The 20,003-nt window shown below is 53.6% G+C and carries 14 protein-coding genes and 1 pseudogene; 5 read left to right on the top strand and 10 right to left on the bottom strand.

Going from position 1 to position 20,003, the window contains the following annotated elements:
• Positions 1-42 precede the first annotated feature (42 nt).
• Positions 43-2,148: pseudogene (locus MHN28_RS19875) on the top strand (Tn3 family transposase); the annotation flags it as partial.
• Between the two features lie 517 nt (positions 2,149-2,665).
• The gene (locus MHN28_RS19880; protein WP_239344317.1) at positions 2,666-3,301 is read left to right on the top strand and encodes a hypothetical protein; all 636 of its coding nucleotides are present in this window, start codon (positions 2,666-2,668) and stop codon (positions 3,299-3,301) included.
• 123 nt (positions 3,302-3,424) lie between these two features.
• Here MHN28_RS19880 and MHN28_RS19885 read toward each other — a convergent pair whose 3' ends face one another.
• The 10 genes from MHN28_RS19885 to MHN28_RS19930 all read right to left on the bottom strand — a co-directional run bounded on the left by MHN28_RS19885 (position 3,425) and on the right by MHN28_RS19930 (position 17,495).
• Positions 3,425-5,716 (bottom strand): peptidoglycan-binding domain-containing protein, encoded by a 2,292-nt coding sequence (locus MHN28_RS19885; protein ID WP_239344318.1) that lies wholly within the window; start codon positions 5,714-5,716, stop codon positions 3,425-3,427.
• Positions 5,713-7,080, bottom strand: coding sequence for a hypothetical protein (locus MHN28_RS19890; protein WP_239344319.1), 1,368 nt, complete (start codon positions 7,078-7,080; stop codon positions 5,713-5,715). Before MHN28_RS19890 ends, MHN28_RS19885 begins: the two co-directional genes overlap by 4 nt.
• Entirely contained in the window at positions 7,062-7,991 is a 930-nt protein-coding gene (locus MHN28_RS19895) for a serine protease (protein WP_239344320.1), read from the bottom strand. The genes MHN28_RS19890 and MHN28_RS19895 overlap by 19 nt, the downstream gene beginning before the upstream one ends.
• A complete protein-coding gene (locus MHN28_RS19900; protein WP_239344321.1) occupies positions 7,988-9,928 on the bottom strand; it encodes a trypsin-like serine protease in 1,941 nt (646 codons plus the stop codon). Before MHN28_RS19900 ends, MHN28_RS19895 begins: the two co-directional genes overlap by 4 nt.
• Before the next feature lie 242 nt (positions 9,929-10,170).
• Positions 10,171-11,265 (bottom strand): hypothetical protein, encoded by a 1,095-nt coding sequence (locus tag MHN28_RS19905; protein WP_239344322.1) that lies wholly within the window; start codon positions 11,263-11,265, stop codon positions 10,171-10,173.
• Positions 11,266-11,425: 160 nt separating this feature from the next.
• Entirely contained in the window at positions 11,426-12,535 is a 1,110-nt protein-coding gene (locus MHN28_RS19910) for a Fic family protein (protein ID WP_239344323.1), read from the bottom strand.
• A 155-nt stretch (positions 12,536-12,690) separates the two neighbouring features.
• A complete protein-coding gene (locus MHN28_RS19915) occupies positions 12,691-13,746 on the bottom strand; it encodes a helix-turn-helix domain-containing protein (RefSeq protein WP_239344324.1) in 1,056 nt (351 codons plus the stop codon).
• A gap of 177 nt (positions 13,747-13,923) precedes the next feature.
• Positions 13,924-14,892, bottom strand: a complete 969-nt coding sequence (gene repB / locus MHN28_RS19920) for a plasmid partitioning protein RepB (protein WP_239344325.1) — start codon at positions 14,890-14,892, stop codon at positions 13,924-13,926.
• The gene (gene repA / locus MHN28_RS19925) at positions 14,892-16,076 is read right to left on the bottom strand and encodes a plasmid partitioning protein RepA (RefSeq protein WP_239344326.1); all 1,185 of its coding nucleotides are present in this window, start codon (positions 16,074-16,076) and stop codon (positions 14,892-14,894) included. The genes repB and repA overlap by 1 nt, the downstream gene beginning before the upstream one ends.
• A 363-nt stretch (positions 16,077-16,439) precedes the next feature.
• Entirely contained in the window at positions 16,440-17,495 is a 1,056-nt protein-coding gene (locus MHN28_RS19930; protein ID WP_239344327.1) for a tyrosine-type recombinase/integrase, read from the bottom strand.
• Between the two features lie 256 nt (positions 17,496-17,751).
• Between MHN28_RS19930 and MHN28_RS19935 the strand changes: the two genes are divergently transcribed.
• The 3 genes from MHN28_RS19935 to MHN28_RS19945 all read left to right on the top strand — a co-directional run bounded on the left by MHN28_RS19935 (position 17,752) and on the right by MHN28_RS19945 (position 20,000).
• The gene (locus MHN28_RS19935; protein ID WP_239344328.1) at positions 17,752-18,435 is read left to right on the top strand and encodes an IS6 family transposase; all 684 of its coding nucleotides are present in this window, start codon (positions 17,752-17,754) and stop codon (positions 18,433-18,435) included.
• 195 nt (positions 18,436-18,630) lie between these two features.
• Entirely contained in the window at positions 18,631-19,257 is a 627-nt protein-coding gene (locus MHN28_RS19940; protein ID WP_239344329.1) for a toxin-activating lysine-acyltransferase, read from the top strand.
• Positions 19,254-20,000, top strand: a complete 747-nt coding sequence (locus MHN28_RS19945; protein ID WP_239344330.1) for a hypothetical protein — start codon at positions 19,254-19,256, stop codon at positions 19,998-20,000. The genes MHN28_RS19940 and MHN28_RS19945 overlap by 4 nt, the downstream gene beginning before the upstream one ends.
• The last annotated feature ends 3 nt before the right edge of the window (positions 20,001-20,003 follow it).

Genomic DNA, 20,003 nt, shown 5'->3' on the forward strand with positions numbered 1-20,003 from the left:
GCGCTGTCTCAGAATGATCAACACCATTTTGAGGACACTCCCATGCCAAGACGATCCGTACTTACTGAGCGCCAGCGTTCGGCACTCTTCGACCTGCCGACCGACGACGCGTCAATGCTGCGCCACTACACCCTCGCTGATGACGATCTTGAGCATGTCAATGACCGAAGGCGATCAGAAAACCGGATCGGCTTTGCCTTGCAGCTCTGTGCGTTGCGATATCCTGGACGCCTTCTTTCATCTGACGAACTCATCCCGGAGAAGGTGCTGCGTTTCATCGCGGCTCAGCTTGGCCTGACCGGTGATGATATCTTGCCCTATGCCGCGCGCCGCCAAACCCGTCAGCAGCATTTGCACGCCATTCGCCAGATTTACGGTTTCAAGATGTTCTCGGGCCAGGGTGCGCGGTGTCTCAAGGCTTGGCTTGAACAAGAGGCCGAAACAACCCGGTCCAACGACGACCTGGCGCGCAGGTTTGTCGAAGAATGCCGCCAGACGCAGACGATCTTGCCCGGCGTCACCGTCATCGAGCGTTTGTGCGCCGACGCGCTTGTCGCGGCGGAGCGCAGAATAGAAAGCCGGATTGCCGACAGACTTGACGACGAAACGAAGGAACGGCTGGACGCACTGCTGACCGAGATTGTCGATGGAAAGTTCAGCCGGTTCGTATGGTTGCGTCAGTTCGAGGTGGGCAGCAACTCAGCGGGAGCATCCCGGCTGTTAGATCGGCTGGAAATCCTTCAGGGATTGGGACTGTCGCCTGATATCCTGGACGACATTCCACCACACCGGATCACGCGCCTGCGCCGACAGGGCGAAAGGTACTTCGCAGATGGTCTGCGCGACATCACCAGTGATCGGCGTATGGCGATCCTGGCCGTCTGCGCCATCGAATGGACCGCAGCCGTTGCTGATACTGTGATCGAGACCCATGACCGGATCGTCGGCAAAACCTGGCGGGATGCCAAGAAACTGTGCGATGCGCGGATCGCGGATGCCAGATCATCCCTGCAGGAAACGTTACGGTCCTTCAAAGACCTCGGCGCGGCCCTGCTGGAAGCCAAGGGAGATGGCGCATCTCTCGATGATGCAACTGAGACAGCCTGCGGTTGGGCACGTCTCGAAAGCATGGTGTCAAGAGCCGCCGAGTTGACCGATACAATGGCCGCCGATGCCCTGGCGCATGTCATTCATGGATATCACCGGTTCCGGCGGTACGCGCCACGCATGCTGCGTGCGCTTGATATCCGGAATGCCCCCGTGGCCGCACCGTTGATGAAAGCCGCCAAGATCATCGTTGAAGATCAGGCCGATGCGCCCCGTCAGACTGCTTTTCTGCGCCGAAATTCGAAATGGCATCGCCATCTCAATGCCCAGGAGCCCGGCGACAACCGGCTTTGGGAGGTCGCTGTGCTGTTCCAAATCCGCGACGCCTTCCGATCCGGCGATATTTGGCTCCCGCATTCCCGGCGTTATGCCGACCTGAAACAGGCACTTGTGCCGATGGAGTCTGCCAAAACAACACCTCGCCTGACCATGCCATTCGAGCCGGAAGTCTGGCTGGCCGACCGAAAGGCACGGCTGCACGAAGGGATTGAGAGGTTGGCTAAAGCCGCGAGAACTGGTGCGATCCCAGGCGGGTCCATAGAAAATGGCGTTCTCAAGGTGGATCGCCTGACCGGTGCCGTGCCAGTTGAGGCCGACGCCTTGGTGCTTGATCTCTATGACCGCCTACCAGCGGTTCGGATCACCGATCTGCTGCAGGAAGTGGATGACGATATCGGATTTACCGAAGCCTTCACCCACCTGCGCACGGGCGTCCCCTGCAGGGATCGCATCGGGCTGCTGAACGTGCTGTTGGCCGAGGGGATGAACCTTGGCCTTAGCAAGATGGCCGAGGCGACAAGCTCGCACGACTATTTCCAGCTTTCTCGCCTGTCGCGTTGGCATATCGAAAGCGACGCCATCAACCGAGCGCTCGCCGGGGTGATCGCCGCGCAGGCAGAATTGCCGATGGCGCAGTACTGGGGCAGCGGCATCACCGCATCCAGTGACGGGCAATTCTTCCCGACGACACGTCACGGCGAGGCCATGAATCTCATCAACGCCAAGTACGGCTCCGAGCCAGGGCTGAAAGCCTACACCCATGGGCACTTTTCCACGAATTTGGGTCAGTCGTAACGCGCAGGTCAAAGTAATCTGATGTTTGACAGCAACTGATCTCAGCCTGGCATCTGTTTTTGTAGTGGAAAGAAGGTTTGACTTGGGGTGCCATCTGACGTCGAACGTTCACCTTGTTTCTGGTCCAACTGTGACGGTTGGGTCAGGTTCGTGTGACGTTCAACAAGTACTGTGGAACGTCACGAACCTTTGACTCAATCGGCAGCCAAAACCTCAACAAATGAGTAAATCGCATCATTCAAATCTGACCCAAACGTCAAGCATTTCTGACCCAACACACACAGGAGACATGCATCGACTCTGCGGTCAGTGTTTCAAGTGAGCCCACAAAGGACCTAGCTACTGTTCAAAAAATTGCTGCAAATTCAACAAATACCGCTAAGAATTCTAGCTACCAGAATCGAATTACTTCAGTTTACATCTATTCCATTTGTGGAGTGTTCTTATGTGCCGTGCTGCGGGCCTTGTTACTAGAATAATCATCATGACTTTCGGATTAAGTGGTTGCGCTGCGAACGTGTCATCGGCCGACAAGCCAGTTTTTACACTTACTTACACGGATGGGTCGGCTTCTCATGTTGCCGGAACGGGATCGGGACTTCACAAGGTTGCACAAGAAGTCTCTGGGGAATACGTGTCTCTGGCAGACCGGGTATCGACCACACAAGACGTGACATCTGTTGCACTAATTGGTATCGCAACCTACGCGGCTTATGGGGTGATCGACGGCTTCTCGGCCTCCCGCCTCGCCGAGATCGCGTTGGGAGGGTTCGCGTTGAACGCTTCGGTAAACTACTTTGACCCTCGTGCGACTACAACCGCGCTGCTGGAGGGCGCACGACGAGCCAGTTGTCTTTCTGGGGTCGCTTTGCAAATCTCAACGGTTAGCTCTACCGATGGTCGCTTCGTAGCAGTGCACCAAGCGCTACTCAAGAATAGCATCCTAATCCGTACAGCCATGCAGCGCGACATTCCGAATTATCTAGCAATTCTGAACCAAGCGCAGAACATAAAGATACCTGCGGGTACCGAAAGTAACTTCGGCTTCGAATCCACCGCTTCAGTAGCATCAATTGAGGAAGTTGAGGCAGGAATTGAAACCTGTTTCGATTCGGGTTGATTGCGAATACTTCTGTTGGGACTACTGTAGGTGCCCAGCGTCTGTTTGGAAGTTTAGTCCCGCTGTCCGGTCGAACGATGTTATGATGTGCCTCTCACGTCCAGACACGTGATGACCGAAAGGCTATGGAATAACCCGCACAGCATTACATGACGGAGTGACCCGTAGCCTATCGCCCAGCACGACATAAGCATCCCCACCCGTGCTCCGATCAACAGTTTTGGCTGACAAAGCCTGGACGATCTGGCTCGCTTCGACCGCAGCGCTGCGATCGCCATGTAGATCTATGGTGACAACATATGCCCCGCCTTCTTCGCGCTCAGCCGCGCCGCTGCGCAAGACCGATAGCAAGCGACCTGACAGCGGGCCATCTTTAAGAACTTCCGCCATTTCATTTAAATCATCCCGTGCAAACCGGCAGCCACGCTCGGTATCTGGATACGACGTGATCTGAGCATGAAATGCGCCTAACTCCGGTTTGACTTCTACCGAGTAGCCCTGCAGCAAACTGCTAGTGATGAACGAAGCTTCGTTGCGCGCTTCCAAGTCTTCCAGCGCTTCACGGATTCTGAGTGCGCTTTTCAAGTACGTCTCTGCGTTCTCGAGCCGAATGTCAAACTCCAAGAACTGTAGGTTGGGGCTTTCCGGGGAGGCACGTACGCACGTGTTGTAGGATGGCGACCGATAGCCGGACACAATCTGGATATCCAACTCATAGCGCTCCTCAAGTTTTCTCAGAATATGCGCGAACCTGACAGCGTTTGGCCATAGAGCCTCTGGCGGCATAGAATTTAATCCAAAGCACCGATGACTTGGGTTCTGATGGCTGACACCCATCGTCAATAAGCGTCGCGCCGACGACAGTCCCGCGGCTTCTTTCATGTATGTTTCAAACGCCGCGACGACCCCGGCATCGAATTCGACCCCCACACTTGATGGGTCCGCATCGGACAATGCAGAACGGGTTTTGCAATCCACCTCTCCGGTAATTGGAATACCCCGAACTTTCTGGAACTCCGTTAAAGCCGCCCTGGTGTTTTCGCCGACAACGCCATCAATGCCGCCAACTGAAAAACCCAGCAGTGTCAGCGCGCGCTGCGCGCTAGCGATCTCACCAGGGTTCAGAGTCAGGGACTGGTCTACACAATCACCATACTCCTGGCGCGGATCCGGTTGCGACGTTTCTGCCACGCGACCTCCGGCATCCAAGAGCTCGGCTGTGGTCCAGAACCGCACAAAGCGGCCATCCGAGCTCAAACCTGCAAAAAATGTCTCCGACACACTTGCGCCTTGATTTAGCGTAACCAAATCCCGAAACGGCGTCTCGAATTCAAGCCGCTGCGTCCGGTCTGCCGATGTATCAAATACGCCACGGAGCCATTTCACTGCCATAACATCACGGCTACCTGAGCTGCCGACAAAGATAGTCGAAAGGTTCGGCGTCGCCGCCACAAACAACCTTCCTGCCCGCGCGATGTCATCCAACGGGAGTGTCGACGGAGCACCGACCCGAACCCCAAAATCATCTCGCTCCAACCCAAGCACCGACAATTGGTTTGCTACCCGGTCCGCGAGGACAGTGCGATATCCAACTCCTGTCAGATTGTTCACCGACGGCTCGACGGGTACGGTCACATAGTCGAAATCCTTTGCGGAATTTGCTTCGAACCCGGCAAATCGCACCCGATCCTGTATCGAGAGATCGAACGGATTGAGCACCGACAGACCCTGAGACGCGGCATCCATCATCAACAGCTGAGGACGCTCAAACTCGTCTGTCACGCCCAAATCAAACAAGAGATCAGGTCCCATTCCAAATAGCCTGCCAAACGCGAATCTATTTTGCAGATCGGTTAACATACTGGTGCCAACGCCAGGCCCCCAAAACAGCATTGGAGGCGGCCCGCCGAACCTACCCCCACCTGCAAGGGGCAAAGCATTCGGAAGGATGATCGCACGCAGCTCGGATGGTGGCACCTGATTTTCGTCGTCCGCGAACAAAGGATAAACGCGCTGGTCTAACGTCCCATTTGGCCCCAATTCCAAATGCAACGCCGCAATCCTGCGAGTTGCTTCCTTGGTCAAGATCACAATATCTCCGCGCGCCGTGCTTGGCGGTTGCCTTGTAATCCAGACTGGGTCCCCAGCTAGCGTAGACTGAAAGACCAAAGCTCCATCCGCACCGACAACGGCAATATCCCGCGTTTCGTCCGACAAAACAAGAATGGTTCCGTTAGGCCCGGCCTCGAGCCCATGCGCCTCAAACGGCAATTCTATCTCGGCATTGCGGGGGATCGATGACCCGCCGAATGTGTCCGCAGCCGCCGGAAGCACAGCGATGCCGACTAGTGCAAAAACACCTCGCACGAAAAACCATACAGTGCGGGCGATCTTTCCTCTAGACCAGCCCCTCAACCACCCGTCTCCTTGAATTTATTCAGTGCATCAAACATCTCAGACATCTGTATGGATCTACTAACCTGCCGCGTCTTCGGTTCCCCACCCGCTGACGCAGCGACGCGGTAGTTGATTGTCACGAGCGCATCCTGAACCCAGCCTCCCAACTCGCTCTGTTGAAGGTGTATTACATGCTCCAGCAAGAAAGCCAGGAAACCGTCTACGCGAAACTCACGGTCACGAAAGGCATTAGAAGTAATCCCGCGCCAGTCCTTTTGTGCGTCAGGAGCGTTATCCTCAAAGTAACTGAGCCGCACGACGTCTTGAGCGTCACCAGACACCTTGCCGCGAAACTCAACGCGAACATCCACGCTCTCAATACTGAGCTCTCGGCTGAGGCTGCCAAAGGACAACAAAAGCGCGCCTGATGGCCTAAAGCTCTGATCGTCGCTAAATCTGTATTCTAATGACAAATCCCAATCGACATGATTCGAAATTACTGAGTTATGTGCGCTAACCGTCTCTCCCATCGAACAACTGACCGCGCGCTTGGGTACCGCGGCACCGACAGGTGACTGCATCAACAACTTTGCCGTTCCTGGCAGTAGCGGTTGGATTGGTGTGGCAAGGACGACTGGTCCAATATCATCCGTCAGAGTCGCAGACACCAAGGCCACAACCGCGCCATTTGAATCCAGCACTGGTGATCCGTTGTGGCCCCATTCTGTCATCCTAAAAACACCGGGGGTATCCTCGGCATCGGAGGGGCGCAGAACGTGTAAAGCTCCATAGCGAGCCGGTTCATGCGGTACGCTCTTCAAACGAAAGACATCAGTACTGCCTAAGGACAGTTGGTCAGACGGAGTGTCGCTAACACTCATGACCGCATAGTATTCCTGGTTCGTCTGGATATCGCAAACACTTAAATCCAGCCAGCTCTCGAAGTGTGCACCGCTCCATGAAATCGCCGCCGCATCAAAAGTTCCCGCCGGTGCCGTCTGCACGTATATATTTTTCACAAGCGGAACACCCCCGCGCCCCACCAAAGAAACCTTGCGCTGCACAGGATTGGCAGCACGCAGAACCTGCACAGGAAGCCCCTCTTCCTCCACAAACTTCCATTCAGTGACATCTCCGACTACGTGCCGTGCCGTCAACAGCATGTTTGGTCCAACGGCAAAGGCTTTTCCGGACCTTTTTGCCGCATAAAGCAAACCACCTTCGAGCCTTAGACTACCTTCGACATCGACGTGATGATAGGCTGGGATAGCGAGAGCCAACACACCATCTATGTCGATGGCTTGCGAATAAACGGAACTGGCTGCAAACCCAAACGCAACCGTTAGCCAAGTACGCCTAGCTGTCAATTGAAAGGAAAGCATATTGCGCTCGCACCGTGTGTGCCGCCCAAGTCACCGGCACTTCCTTGCAAATAGTAGTGGTCCCCAGCCTCGATAATTTCGACCCTGTCCTCCACTTCGTTGAACTGGCCAAATACCGACTGGACCGAACAATAGCCTTCGTCGACACGCATGTCCAACTTGACTGGTTCTTTTCCAGTCTGCCAAGATACAAGTTCGGTCCGGGTTGGGAAACAGGGCCGATCCGAGTCCTCAAGACTAAAGGTCGCAGTTGCGACGAGATCGATAGAAACCACACCATAATAGCTGGCTGAGCCGTCCGCCTCTTGAAACTCCGCCCCTCCGACGATCCCCACCAAGCCGGCACCATTGCGGGAAAATACAGGGCCGCCACTCATGCCGCGCAAAGTTGGTGCCGTGGTTTCGATGACGCCATAGCGGTCCGGTTGATTGGTGGATATCGCTCCTCCGATAAAGCTAACTTGACTTGTATTCGATGTTCCCCGGAATGCCGCAGCAAAAATGTCGCGACCGATGACTGTGTCGTTGTCGGCACAGGCCTTTTGAAAGCCGCTGACTGGTGGCACAACGAACTTCAACAATACGGCATCCACAGTGAAGCGGTGGGGCTGAACGATCATCGGCTGCGCATTATTTGGGTCAACAACACCAATCGAACCCTTGCAAGTCACGTCATTCGGGATATCGGGAACCTCACGCGCCGTTCCCGTCGTGCCAGCTACCACATGAGCAGCCGTCAATACATGCCCATCATCGCTTACCAGAACCCCACTGCCCTGCACGGATGAGCCATCGGACTTGGTGCAGAATATAGCCACTGTCGTCGTCCGGAGCGCCTCCATGTCTTGTGCGGTTGCGGCGGCACCGAGTGCCGACGCCACAATCAGAATCAAGCTGCCGACTAGTCTCATTGGCCTATCCAACGTCGAATAAGGGCCAACCGAGCGGGAGTGATGCGAGTGAATGCATTGTGAGTTGACCAAGGCGGCACATCGTGCAGCCCGTTCGTGTGAACGCCAAACAAAATGTTCAAATCCTTTGCATTGGTTACCGGTGCCCCAGATGTACCTCCATAAGTATCGTTGTCGTAGAAACCTTTAGCGTCCCAAAGTATCCCCAGCGTACCATCGCTTACCCATTGGCGCCCTTTTGGTCTCAAGTCGCTGGGATATCCTTGAACGCGCGTGGCGCTCCCGACTTCGTCATCGCCGAGCGGACGCACTCCGAACCAGCCGGTCTGTTTCCCTACATTGCAGTCGAGATTGAGAACACCCATATCGTAATAACGTGCCTCGGCTAAGGACGGTGTGTTCGTCCAACCACTCAATACAAAGGCCTGGTTCACCCCGCACCTGCCGAAAGGTGCACGTCCACGGTTCATAGCAGGAATCACGCGCAGGTTCTGCATCGCGACACCGAAACTAGAGCCCGAATGGATGCAATGCGCAGCGGTGAGCACGTAGCTCTCCCCAATCATAGCACCCGTGCAGCCGCTATCTTCCGCTGCCCCTGGTTTTCGTAGGAGGATTTTTACGATTGCCCGGGCCGGATCCACTGTCGTATCGGTAACGGCACGTCTATCGTCTTGGCCAATCACACCAAAGGGAACAAAATCGGACGGCGGAATGATGTCAGTGCCCCCTGTCTCATAGATCGGGTACATGCCCAACGCAGTCTCCAGGGCGTCCTGTTCCTCCTGCAAAAGGCGGACATCATCCACCTGCACACCGCTGCCCTCGAAGGAAGGTAAAGAGTCGATGTCGGGGTCAGGCTGGGCGCCATACTCAATGATTACCGTTTGGTTGGGATCAAACGGAGCATTAAAACCGGGGTCCGAAAAAGATACCTCTCCGTTTCTCCAAATCCGCGGGTCAAGCAGAGCATCCTTAGTTGCATCATCCAACTCGCCGGTCGCCTCGAGACCCCATGTCTCTTGGAACTCCCTTATGGCCTCCTCTCGGGCAATTTGCTCTTCCTCATCGGTCTCGAACTGCAAGGTGGATAGATGCCCAGCCGCTTCGAGCATCTCGTCAAATAGACCAACCTCATCGTTGGCCAACACCGCAGACACTCCGGTGTCATCTTCAAACCCCAGGTCTTCTTTGTCGCGAAACACTCGCCTCCAGGCACGGTTGAACCACTCTTTGGATTGTGCATAACCATGTGCAGCAGGTCCGTTTACCAAAACACGAACACGATACCGATCATGGTCTTCAGCGGCAGCGTTTATGCGACGCGCTCTCCAATATTCAATTGCTGCGATCAACCCTACCGGGACTTCGCGCACTGTTTGCGGATTGTCCTCAATATCCGGGATTTCTTGCTGGCCGCGCTCACGAAGTTTCTTGTTTATTTCCAGGCCGCGTGCACGAAAGTTACCTCGGCCTGTAAGTTGAATGTATCCGGAACCACGATAGTTCCAGCCATCCATTGTGTGGCGACCGAGATTACCGTTCACCTCACCGTAGACCCAGTTGGCGACGGCGATCGGCTTACCCGCAATCTCGCGCGCCTTTGCCTCAGGAACCCGTTTGCGCGAAAAAACCCGCATCAGGGCAGCATAGGAATAGTTCATGTTTTCGTCGATGCGATCTAGCCCGCCCGTTTCGGTCATGACTTGTGCTATGAAATGCGCCATCTTGAGCCGGGTATTGATGCCAGCCGCTTCGAAATCGCTCTCTGCAGCAATCAACGCATGTACGAATTCATCCTTTGCGCCCGGCGAAATCCGTTTCACATCTTCAAAAGTTAGGAGCTTTGTCTCGCCATGCACAGGCATAGCGAACGACATCGCAACAAACATAACTGCTAATCGTGCACGTAAGGCAATCAAACGGTCATAAAACATAATACTATACTCCCAATCAATAGTACGAGAATATCAAGTATGTTGTGAAAAACAACTTGTGCTCAGTCGGTTGATACCCACAACGCTCAGACCACGATTTCGACGCCATAAGGTTTCTAGGAAAAAGGGTTTGACCTCCACCAGTCGCTCGAGAAAACCGATCCACGTACGATACCATTTGTCCGTTTGGCGGAAGGGAAACATCTTCTTTGAACGTCGGGATATTGGAAGCATTCTTCCTGCTAACCGCGTGGCTTAGCCGCCGTGCCAGCGCTTTGGTCGCCGAGTTTTTGATATCCGCGCTTAGCAGAGCTCTCAAAGATCGCTCCGGCGATTTCACTATGCTGCAGCAATGCACATGTTGCTTGTGCTAGGTGACACTGCGCCACCAAGAGCATGAAACCGACGGTCGGCAAGGTCCGAAACCTAAATGCCTGCGCCTGACACGACGAAAGTAGTGTTTGGGGGAAGTTTAACAAACTTCTTGGCCTGACCGCTTCGCTGATTTTGGCTACCCCGTAGCGGCCAAGTTCAAGATCACGAAGGCTCGGATGCGTGATATCGATCCCTGCACCCTGTAGGATTGCAATGAGATCGATTTCCCATTCATCCATTTCAACACGAAGCAGTGGCGCGTGAAGCTTGATGCCTCCAACGTGGGCACCCAGCTTGTTCTTGGCATATGCAACGCCCTTACGCGCGGCCAGCACCTCAAACTGATCCAGTTCATTGATGCGGCGCTCAATCGTGCTCAGTGAGGTCTCCGGAAGTAGATCGTCACCAGCGATGCCAAGGGCAATGTTCTTTCGGCGCACCTCACTGTTTACGGCATCCAATACCTGAGAGGGGTAAATCTCGTTGGGATGAAGATAGTGCGCGAGTTCGGTCTGGATAATTGCGCCGACCCTTGGGTCGATGCGCTTACCGTTCTGGCCGTTAAAGATGGATTTCTTGACAAAGATCATCGGATCTCTGTTTTTTTCCCACTCGCGGTACTTTTCCATGATGCCGGTGCGACCGGGCACGAAAGACAGCAGTCCCGGATCTATCTCTTCCCCATTCAAGGCTTTAAGCACCCCATCCTGGAGTTTCTGCTGCACGCGCTCGTACAGCTTCGGCAGAAATTCAAACCACCGTTCCGATGATCTGTTGAACCACCCTTCGGCTTCACCTTCGCTCATCGCCTCGCACCAGGCTTCGCCAACAAAGGCTTTGACCTGTGTGTTCAAAGACAAGCGCGAGAGCAGTGCCCGCCCGGCCCGTGCGCGGCGCGCGGCCTGCCGATCGGAGAAATAACCATAACCAATGAGAACAGGCACGTGACCGGGAGGTTTCAATTCTGTCGCTTGATTGAGAGGGTAACTTGAAAGGAAGGTGCTGCTCGAAGCCGTGTTGAGGAGTTACGGTAAACTGCTCATAATTCCAAAGATCTGAATGTCAGCTTTTGATATCGGATTTTAATTTTTACGCAAGAGCAGCGAATGACAGCTCCCCGCCCTACCCCTCCCGGTCCAACTTTAGCCAATAGCGTGTATACCGGAGCTCACCCGTTCGGTTCAGAGCTCCCTTCTCTACCAGATCCTGTAGATCTCGCGTCGCAGTGGCGCGCGACGTTCCCGTGATCGAGATATAGTTCTCAGCGCTCAACCCTCCTTTGAACCCATCCGGCCCTGCCTTGAACAAACGGGCGATTACTTTGCTTTGGCGGGCATTGAACTGATCACGATGCCGGTCATAGAAATGCGTCTTAGCTATAAAGAAACCGACCCGCTCAAGCGTCACCTGCTGTGCTGTAAGGACTGTCTCGGCAAACCAAACGAGCCATGGCGTGACGTCCAGCGTCTTTTGATGGCGTTCAAGCTGATCATAATATGCCTTCCGCTCTCGCTCGATCGTGAAAGCAAGAGCAATCAGGCTTGGCTGACCAATGTTTTGCGCCAGGGACTTTTCAGCCAGCGCCCTGCCCAACCTGCCATTGCCGTCTTCAAAAGGGTGAATGCTCTCGAAATACAGATGGCTTAACCCGGCCCGGATCAGGGCGCGCAAAGGTTTGGGACCATTTGGTGCGGTCCGATTGAACCAGGTGACGAACTGGTCCATTTCAGCCGGAACCTGATGTGAAGGTGGAGCTTCGAAATGCACCGTTGGGCGGTCGAGGCGGCCTGAGACGATTTGCATAGCATCCTCATGGCTCCGGTATGATCCAATCGTTTCCAGGTGCCTGTCATGGGACAGAAGCATGTCATGCCACCGAAACAGGGTGTCGTGCGACAGTGGTTCCGAATAGTTGGAACAAACATCCACCATCATTTCAGAAACACCCTGCTCGCGCGGTTTGGACGGATAGTTGTCGGGAGCCAATCCAAGATGTCGACGCAAGGAAGATTGCACGCTGAGACGATCCAGCATTTCACCTTCGATCGCGCTGGTCTTCATCGCTTCTTCGCTTAGCAGGTCGATACGCAATTGATCTCGATCCGATGCGTTCACATGATGTACTGCTCCAAGAACTTCCCCTGAGGACAACAGGAACTGTTGCTCGTATGGATCGAGTCTTGCGACATCGTAATAAAACGTCGGCCAGTTAGGGTTCTGCCAGTTCCACATCGTGAGGTATAAGATTCCTGTCTATAGCTCATTATTTATTACTTTTTGATCCATAGGGGTCAATCCTATTGCTCACTTCTTCCCGAACGGTTCAATCCAAACATTGGTTTGAAGGATAAGCTGACGACAGAAAATCTCTTCCTGTTTCATAAACCCTACGAAGCAATGGAGGTCCGCGTCAGCATTGCGCTTGGAGATAGTTCTCCCTTTTCAATCTTGGCCAGTAATGAAATCAGGTAAGCCCCTGGAGACTGTATGTTGTCAGCACGTTGAAAGATGTATCCGAGAACGATGAAACGAATAGCCGGGCCAAACGTTGCTTTCATTGCATACCAGGTTTGGCCAAGACGTAGATACTCTGCGATATTATCCATGAGCCGCTCGCAATGGACCTGATCTTTTGCAAAGCGTAGTTCTGAGCACAACAGTGGAAAGCTACGCTCCATTTGATCTGGGGAAACTTGAATCTGAGAGAATTTTTCTTTCTTAACGTTCGGATTCAAAGAGTCCTCTTTGTGCCCCTCAATTTCACTGTCACTGGCCCTTAAATTATCTGTATCTGTCTGTGTTATCTCGGAGATTTCCACAGAGATTTCTGCCAGCAGCTCGCTGAGTACATTCGCATCTGGTTTGCGACGCAGAGCATTGCGTACGGTGGTCATCAAATCAGAGATCGCGGTGTCATTTGCTACGAGTTCCCTAAGGCGCGCCAGAGCGGCGGAAACCTTGTCACGGAGTACAGTGAACTCCAGAACTCGATCAGCATGCCTCTGGGCTTCCTGGATGAACTCAGGGTGCCGTTCAGACAAGGGCATCAAGGAGAGCCCAGTTGCGGTGACCACCCTGCCCTGTCGATCCCGGCGCGCCCATCGCTTGCCGTTTGCGCTCATTACGCGGCGGATAAATCCAAGCTCAACCAGCGTTGAGATATGACGCTCAACTGTCTGCACGCTGACATGAGTTCGTTTGGCGATCGCCGCGTTGGAAGCGAAGCAGATGTGATGATCATCTTGGTCCGCAGCAATCTGATCACCGCCCAAAAAGGAAATCATCGCTCTCAGGACATTGAGAGTTGTGGATTTTAACCCAAGAGGTACTCTGGCCTCTTCAACGGCGCGAAGAAGTATCCATTTTTTGGGCGTACTACTCCCCTGCCCTGCCGTTCCCGACAAGGTTGCTCCATTTGGAGCCAATGCTGTTAGTGTTTTCATGATTATTTATCGGCAGACAAAAATTACCCGTCCGCTCAAGAGCGTTTTTTCTTGTATGGCGATTCGGGTGCTGCTAGATTCTAGGTGTCTAATCTAAGAATTGCGCTTTGCGCAGCAGCCCTCGAAGCTCCGGTTTCGGGGGTTTTGTTTGTTTGCCTTCCTCCTTTCTGCTCGTCCTCAGTTCTTTTTCTCGGCGTTTACAGCTGTAAACTCAGCGTGTGAGCGCTTGATGATTTCAGCCATGTTTTTATCCAACCAGTTAGCGAAGCCAGCGTTAGCTCCGGTCCTTTTGACCGAAACAGTTAGTGATCCGTTGGTGGACTTGATTGTAACGCCTTCGATTGGGCTGATTTCGGCTGCACCTTCTTTTTGTCGCGCACCACGCTTGGCAGCTGCTTTAAGGAGCATTTCCAGTCGATCATCTGACGACATTGATGGCTCAATGGTTGCAAGCAGGTTTGCTGCTTCATCTTCCGCCAGCTTGCCTGTAACGAAGTGTTCTGCAAGCCCAGTCCATTTTGGGCGGCCAGATTTTGGGGCTGCACCGATCATGTCACCAATCCTTGCAGGAACATGTTGCGTAACTTTTGTCAGGTGGGACAGCCCCGATTTCGAAAGGTTCAATACTTGCCGCACCGTTGCAGTTTCATGCCCGGAAGTCAGGATCGCCTCGGCGAAACGTGCTTTCTCGTAGAAGGAAAGATTGCGCCTCGCGGCATTTTCAAGTCCCTTGGCGAGAAGAGCTGAAGCATCGTCGATATCCTGAACATTAGCGCGGACTTTAATACCGAGTTCACGACAAGCTTTGAGCCTCCTCCTTCCATAAATTGCCTCGTATCGACCGTCGGATTTCGATTTTCTGACAAGAATGGGGACTTGTTGGCCACCGTCTTGGATACTCGACATCAAGCTTTCAAAGCTATCGTCTTCTTCGTCAGTGTTTACAGCTGTAAACTCACCAAGCCTATCGGCTGGGCCCCAATCGTCGATCAGAGCAGGGTCAATTTCCCTGATTGCGGCAAGAGACCCCTGAAGCGCACCAAGTGCAGGGGCATTGGGTTTTGGAGCTTTATCGATGGCCTTCGGGCTAGAGCGCGCGATGGTGTTTGCGATCCCCGACATCTCCTGAAGCGATTTTCTAGCCATTAGCTGCGTCCCCATGCTTGATGGATCATTTGCTCTACCTCAGAGCCGATCGCATCCATTGAGTTCTTTGCCCGATCATAAGTTGCGCGTGTCATTTCCGACCGCACGACCTCGTAAATTGATTGTTTGAGCATTGTGGCGTCGCTGATTGCGGTGCTTTTGAGGGCCGTAGCTGACATAACGCGATCCTGAAACAGTGCTCGCATGAACGAAGCCAGTTGTTGAGACGGTACGTCTGTTGGCTCGTCACGCGTTATCAGGAATTTGAAGTTGTCGTATTCAAGCGTAGCGCCGGCATCTTCAATAACTGCCATGTAAGCACCAGCGAGTTCCAGAAATTGAGCCGTCGAAGACACGTCCAGCATCGAAGGTGTCAGTGGCACAAGCAATGAACTGGCGGCGGCCATCCCGGCTATCGTCAAGAATCCAAGTTGAGGTGGGCTATCAATCAGAACAAGGTCAAAATCGCCCTCTACCTGGGCCAGGGCATTCCGTATTCTCGTAAAGAACGGATGGTCCGGGTTGGAGTGAACGGCAGATTCTGTCTCAAATTCGGAAAGAACAAGGCGTGACGGTGCCACAGACAGACCGGGGAAGTATGTCGGAAGCACGACGTCCGCCATATCTACTGGATCTTCATATCGAATTGCATCGTAAATCGTCAGCCCGTCAAACTCTATTTCTGGGCTGATGCCGCACATGGATGTAAGTGAGCCTTGTGGATCCAGGTCAACGGCCAGTACACGGTAACCGCGAAGCGCAAAATAGTGAGCCAGGTGAATTGTTGTGGTGCTCTTGCTGCTGCCACCTTTGAAGTTCATCAACTGCCAGACTTGGAGTTTCTCTCCTTCAGTTCGGCGAGGGATATAGCGCCCCTTTTTGCGAGAGGTTTTCTCAAGCGTTTCGCGAGCCTCCCAAAGCTCATGGGCGGTATAGTAACGTCGGCCGCTGCGCACGTCTTTTGGTTCAGGAATCGTTCCTTCTGCGTGGACCTTACGCATGAATTGGCCTGAGACGCCTAATAGTTCGGCCGCTTCTGGGGCTGCAAAGTTGCGTAGTGATTTGGTGTTGTCAGGGGCAAATGCCGCAAGAAGATGTTCCCGAATAGCCGAGTTTAATCTCTCAGAAATTTCCGTTGCGAGAGCCGATGGTCGTTCTGCCGCAAGTGGTGTCACGGGAATCATGTAGTTGCCTCAAATTAAAGAATGTGGTCATTTTTGCGCCACTTGAGACAAACAGCCGTGATTCATTGCCCTAAGTCAAGGATTTTCGCTTATATTGTGGGTTCTACAAAGCTGCAAACTACATACGCTTTGCATCAGCGCAAAGTGGTTTACAGCTGTAAACCTTGTTGAAGCGGTTCTCGGGCTTTTTTAGCCGATGAAGTTCTGCCGTGCAAAAAGTAGGCACGCGCACAAAACTCTTCTGAATGCTCCGCCTCGAGTTGAGCTTTCATAGCGAGCAGTTGGCACAAAAAAGTAGCGGCTTTCGCACCAAGACAAGTAATGGGGAAGGGCAGGGGCCAATTGAGCTGATTAGGTATTTCCTCACCCCAGCAAGTCTGTCGCCGGGTTTTCGGCGATATCGACATCATCGTAGTATTTCTGCGCCTGGGCGAGGGAGCGATGCAGCGACAGGCGCATGGCGGCCTGGATCGGGGCGCCGTCCAGGGCCGCCTGGGTCAGGAAGCCCGAACGCAACCCGTGGGGCGAGGCAAAATCCGCCGGCAGTCCCGCCAGGTTCAGCCGGTGTTTGACGATCTGGTAGATCGCATCCGGAGACAGGCGGCGTTTGAGCACGTTGTCAGCCTTGGAAACGGGTCGGAACAGCGGGCCATCGTGGATTTCTCCAACCTCGATCCAATGCACCAACGCCTGGGCGGCGCGGGACTTCAGCACCAGCCGGGGTGTTTCGCCCTTTTGGGTGGTCTTGGTCTGCAGCAGCGAGAGCCAGAGCACGCCGCTTTTGTCGAACTCTTTCAGGCTGACATCTTCGCGCCTCAGCCCGGTGATCTCCGACCGCCTGCGTCCACCGCTGGCCCAACCCAGCATCAGCAGCGCCCGGTCTCGGCAATCCCGGCGCGATCCGCGGCAGGTGGCCAGCAGCTGCTCGAGCACATCGCGGGTGATCGGGTGCTGCGACTTCGGGGCCGGGGGCCGGGACGCAGCGCGGCGCGCCTTGGATCGGGCCTGTTTCACTTGGCTGGCATCAAACGGGCTGGCGAGATTTTTCATTCGATGAAACGCCAGCCAGGAGGCGATGCGCCGGTCCAGGGTGGAGGGGGCCGGGCAGGCGAGGGATTTGCGCAGCCCCTGGGCGATCAGCGCCTCTGCCGTCTGACGTGCAATGTTCTCTTCAGGCACATTGCTGAGATCGCGGGCGTGATCGAGGAGGAAGGCGAGCGCAATGGCCTCGCTTTCGGGCCAGGTCAGCGCCGCGCCAAAGCGCGCGTGTTTCCACGCGGTCACATAAATCAGGTCACGCTCATAAGCCCGCAGCGTATTGGCCGGCGTGCCGCGGACATAGAGATCGGTGAGCGCGTCCTGATCTGTCTGAGACAGGGCCGGAGAGGGGGCGGGGAGATAGGGGGCAGGAGCTGTCATGGCCTGCAGTTTGGGCGGTTTTCACAGCAAAATCAATCAAACATGATAAGCGATACTTATCGGAAGTAATTGTGATTTGAAGAAATAGCAAATGTAACGATCAAAATGGTCGGTTTTTGCGCGTAAGGCGGGTGGGGGGATTGCAATACTGAAAATTTAGGGGAACTGGGATGTGTCGCAAACTTTGGGTCTGGATTGACGAGCATGTAGATTTCGACGTTTGTTGTCGGCGTATTGTTCTCCAACAGGTTTCAGCATGATTTCCTTGACAGGCTGTCATTTTCCCAAGGATGCGGTTTTGTACGCTGTATACTTCTACCTGCGGTACACGGTTTCCTATCGTGACTTGGAAGAGATCATGGCCGAACGCGGTGTGCGAGTTGACCATGCCACATTGAATAGATGGGTTGTGAAATATTCACCGATCGTCGCTGCTCGTGCGCAATCGAAGAAGCGTCCAACTCACAGATCATGGCGCATGGACGAAACCTATATCCGTGTGCGCGGTAAGTGGACGTATCTTTATCGAGCGGTCGACAAAGAGGGAAACACCCTTGATTTCATGCTGTCTGAGCGACGTAATCGTCCAGCAGCCACCAGGTTCTTTGCCAAAGCACTCTCCTCAAACGGGATCCCAATCAAAATCGTTATAGACAAGAGTGGCGCCAATGCAGCTGGCATTCGAGAAGTGAACAGAACCCTGAAGCGGTTCGGCTGTCCAGCCAAAGTACAGACGATCAAGTCCAAATATTTGAACAACATGATTGAACAGGATCACAGATTCATCAAACGGCGCGTACGGCACATGTGCGGGTTCAAATCTTTCGGATCAGCTTCCGCAACATTGGATGGCATTGAGGTAGCTAACATGATCCGCAAGAAGCAATTCTCTAGCGATACGACTTCCGGCTTTCGGATGTTTGCTGAGATCGCAGGATAGCTGCATCTAGCATAGCGCTAGCTCCGGTCGTTCTAAAAGTTTGCGACACAACCCTCGGAATTAAACGCGATCATAATGCAAATCTTGATAGCAAAACTTAGCCCTTAAGTTCAGCTGACGGTTACGTCTGGTCAGGTTATCCATACCTTGGCCCTGTTCTTTAATCAGAAGCCTTGATTTCGACATAAAGAGTCGATGACAAAAGTACCGCGTTGGTTGAAAGAAAATTCAATTAACTACTGTAGAATGCAGGATTGCGAGGGAAAATTGGCTAAGAAAAGCGAATCCAAGGCTTCAGAAGAAGCAACGAACCTTGCCGGCGACAATCCGGAAATAATGAAGCAGATAGCTGAAATGAGAATGCGGATTCGCGAGACTTTTGGAAAAGTTGTGATGGCAATGATGGGCTTGCCTCGGTATCGCAGTCAGACGATCGCTGATCTGCAGCATCTTGTTCTGGAACCATTAATACGCGATCGTGTTTCGATCGCGTATCCGACAGAGCAAAAAGAAAACCCCCTGACGGATGTCGCTGGCATGGCTATCTGGGCCAGTGTTTCCGAAGAGGTTGATGCCAAAATCCGTGAGCAGATCAAAGCTGGTGTGTTTCCTGTTCGCCTTGGCACGGACGAATGGGACAGCGGTGAGATAAACTGGTTGCTCGACGTCATTGCACCTGATCGTAAGACAACGGCTAGCGTAATTGCGAACTTTAAGCAGGTTGTAAAAGATGGAGACCTGCGAATGCACCCCATCATAACGCGCTTGCTGGACAAAGAGACGTTGGAGAAATTGGGGGCGGTTGCGCAGGCTGACGCATGAATAATCGCGTTCGCGTTTTGGTCGCCCTCTTAGCAGTTTTGGTAGTTCCTGGTGTTTTCGTGCTCTGGGAGATGTCAGGTTGGTTCACCGATGACATTCCCGAATTCCCTCCGGCAATAGAGGGGCACGTCATGTACTACGACCTGACGACCCGGGTGATATTCGGCACGCCTTCGGGGCCAGTGGTAGCCCAGACGACTGACCTGATTCGACATGAGGTTGGACCTTCCAATGACGGTTCGATCTACGCCAAATCTGGTGCTGTCGAAGGTGAAGCGGATGTGGTTGAGTTTGAGAACGGCGAACATGCGATACTTCTACCGGGGTCAATAAGACATGGGTTGCTCTACGCGCTGCGTACACGAGGCAGACGCGTCGAAAATGATAGTGACGGTCGCGTTTCGATTGCCATGTTTGGTCGGGCGGACGACACGATTGTACTCAACGAACTGGAATATCCCAAAATCGTGACGTTCAAAGATCTGGTAGATCCCATAACGGTGCAACGCGTTACGCCTGAGACAATCGAAGATCTGATCGGTCCGGGTTATTCGATTGAACGCGTAGAGATCGAACCGGGGCGTGGCCGAAATCGTTACACCGATGAAATTGAATCCCTTCTTCCGTGGCTTTCTGAATGGCCAAAAAACCTGGCTTTGGATGGAGCAGTGTATCGCGACAGTGACGCTCTGAATCAGACGGCTAATTCACTGAGAATATTTAGCTTTATAAGAAAACAATAGGTG

Origin of the sequence: Ruegeria sp. Ofav3-42 (assembly GCF_022347725.1) — a bacterium.
GTDB lineage: Bacteria > Pseudomonadota > Alphaproteobacteria > Rhodobacterales > Rhodobacteraceae > Ruegeria.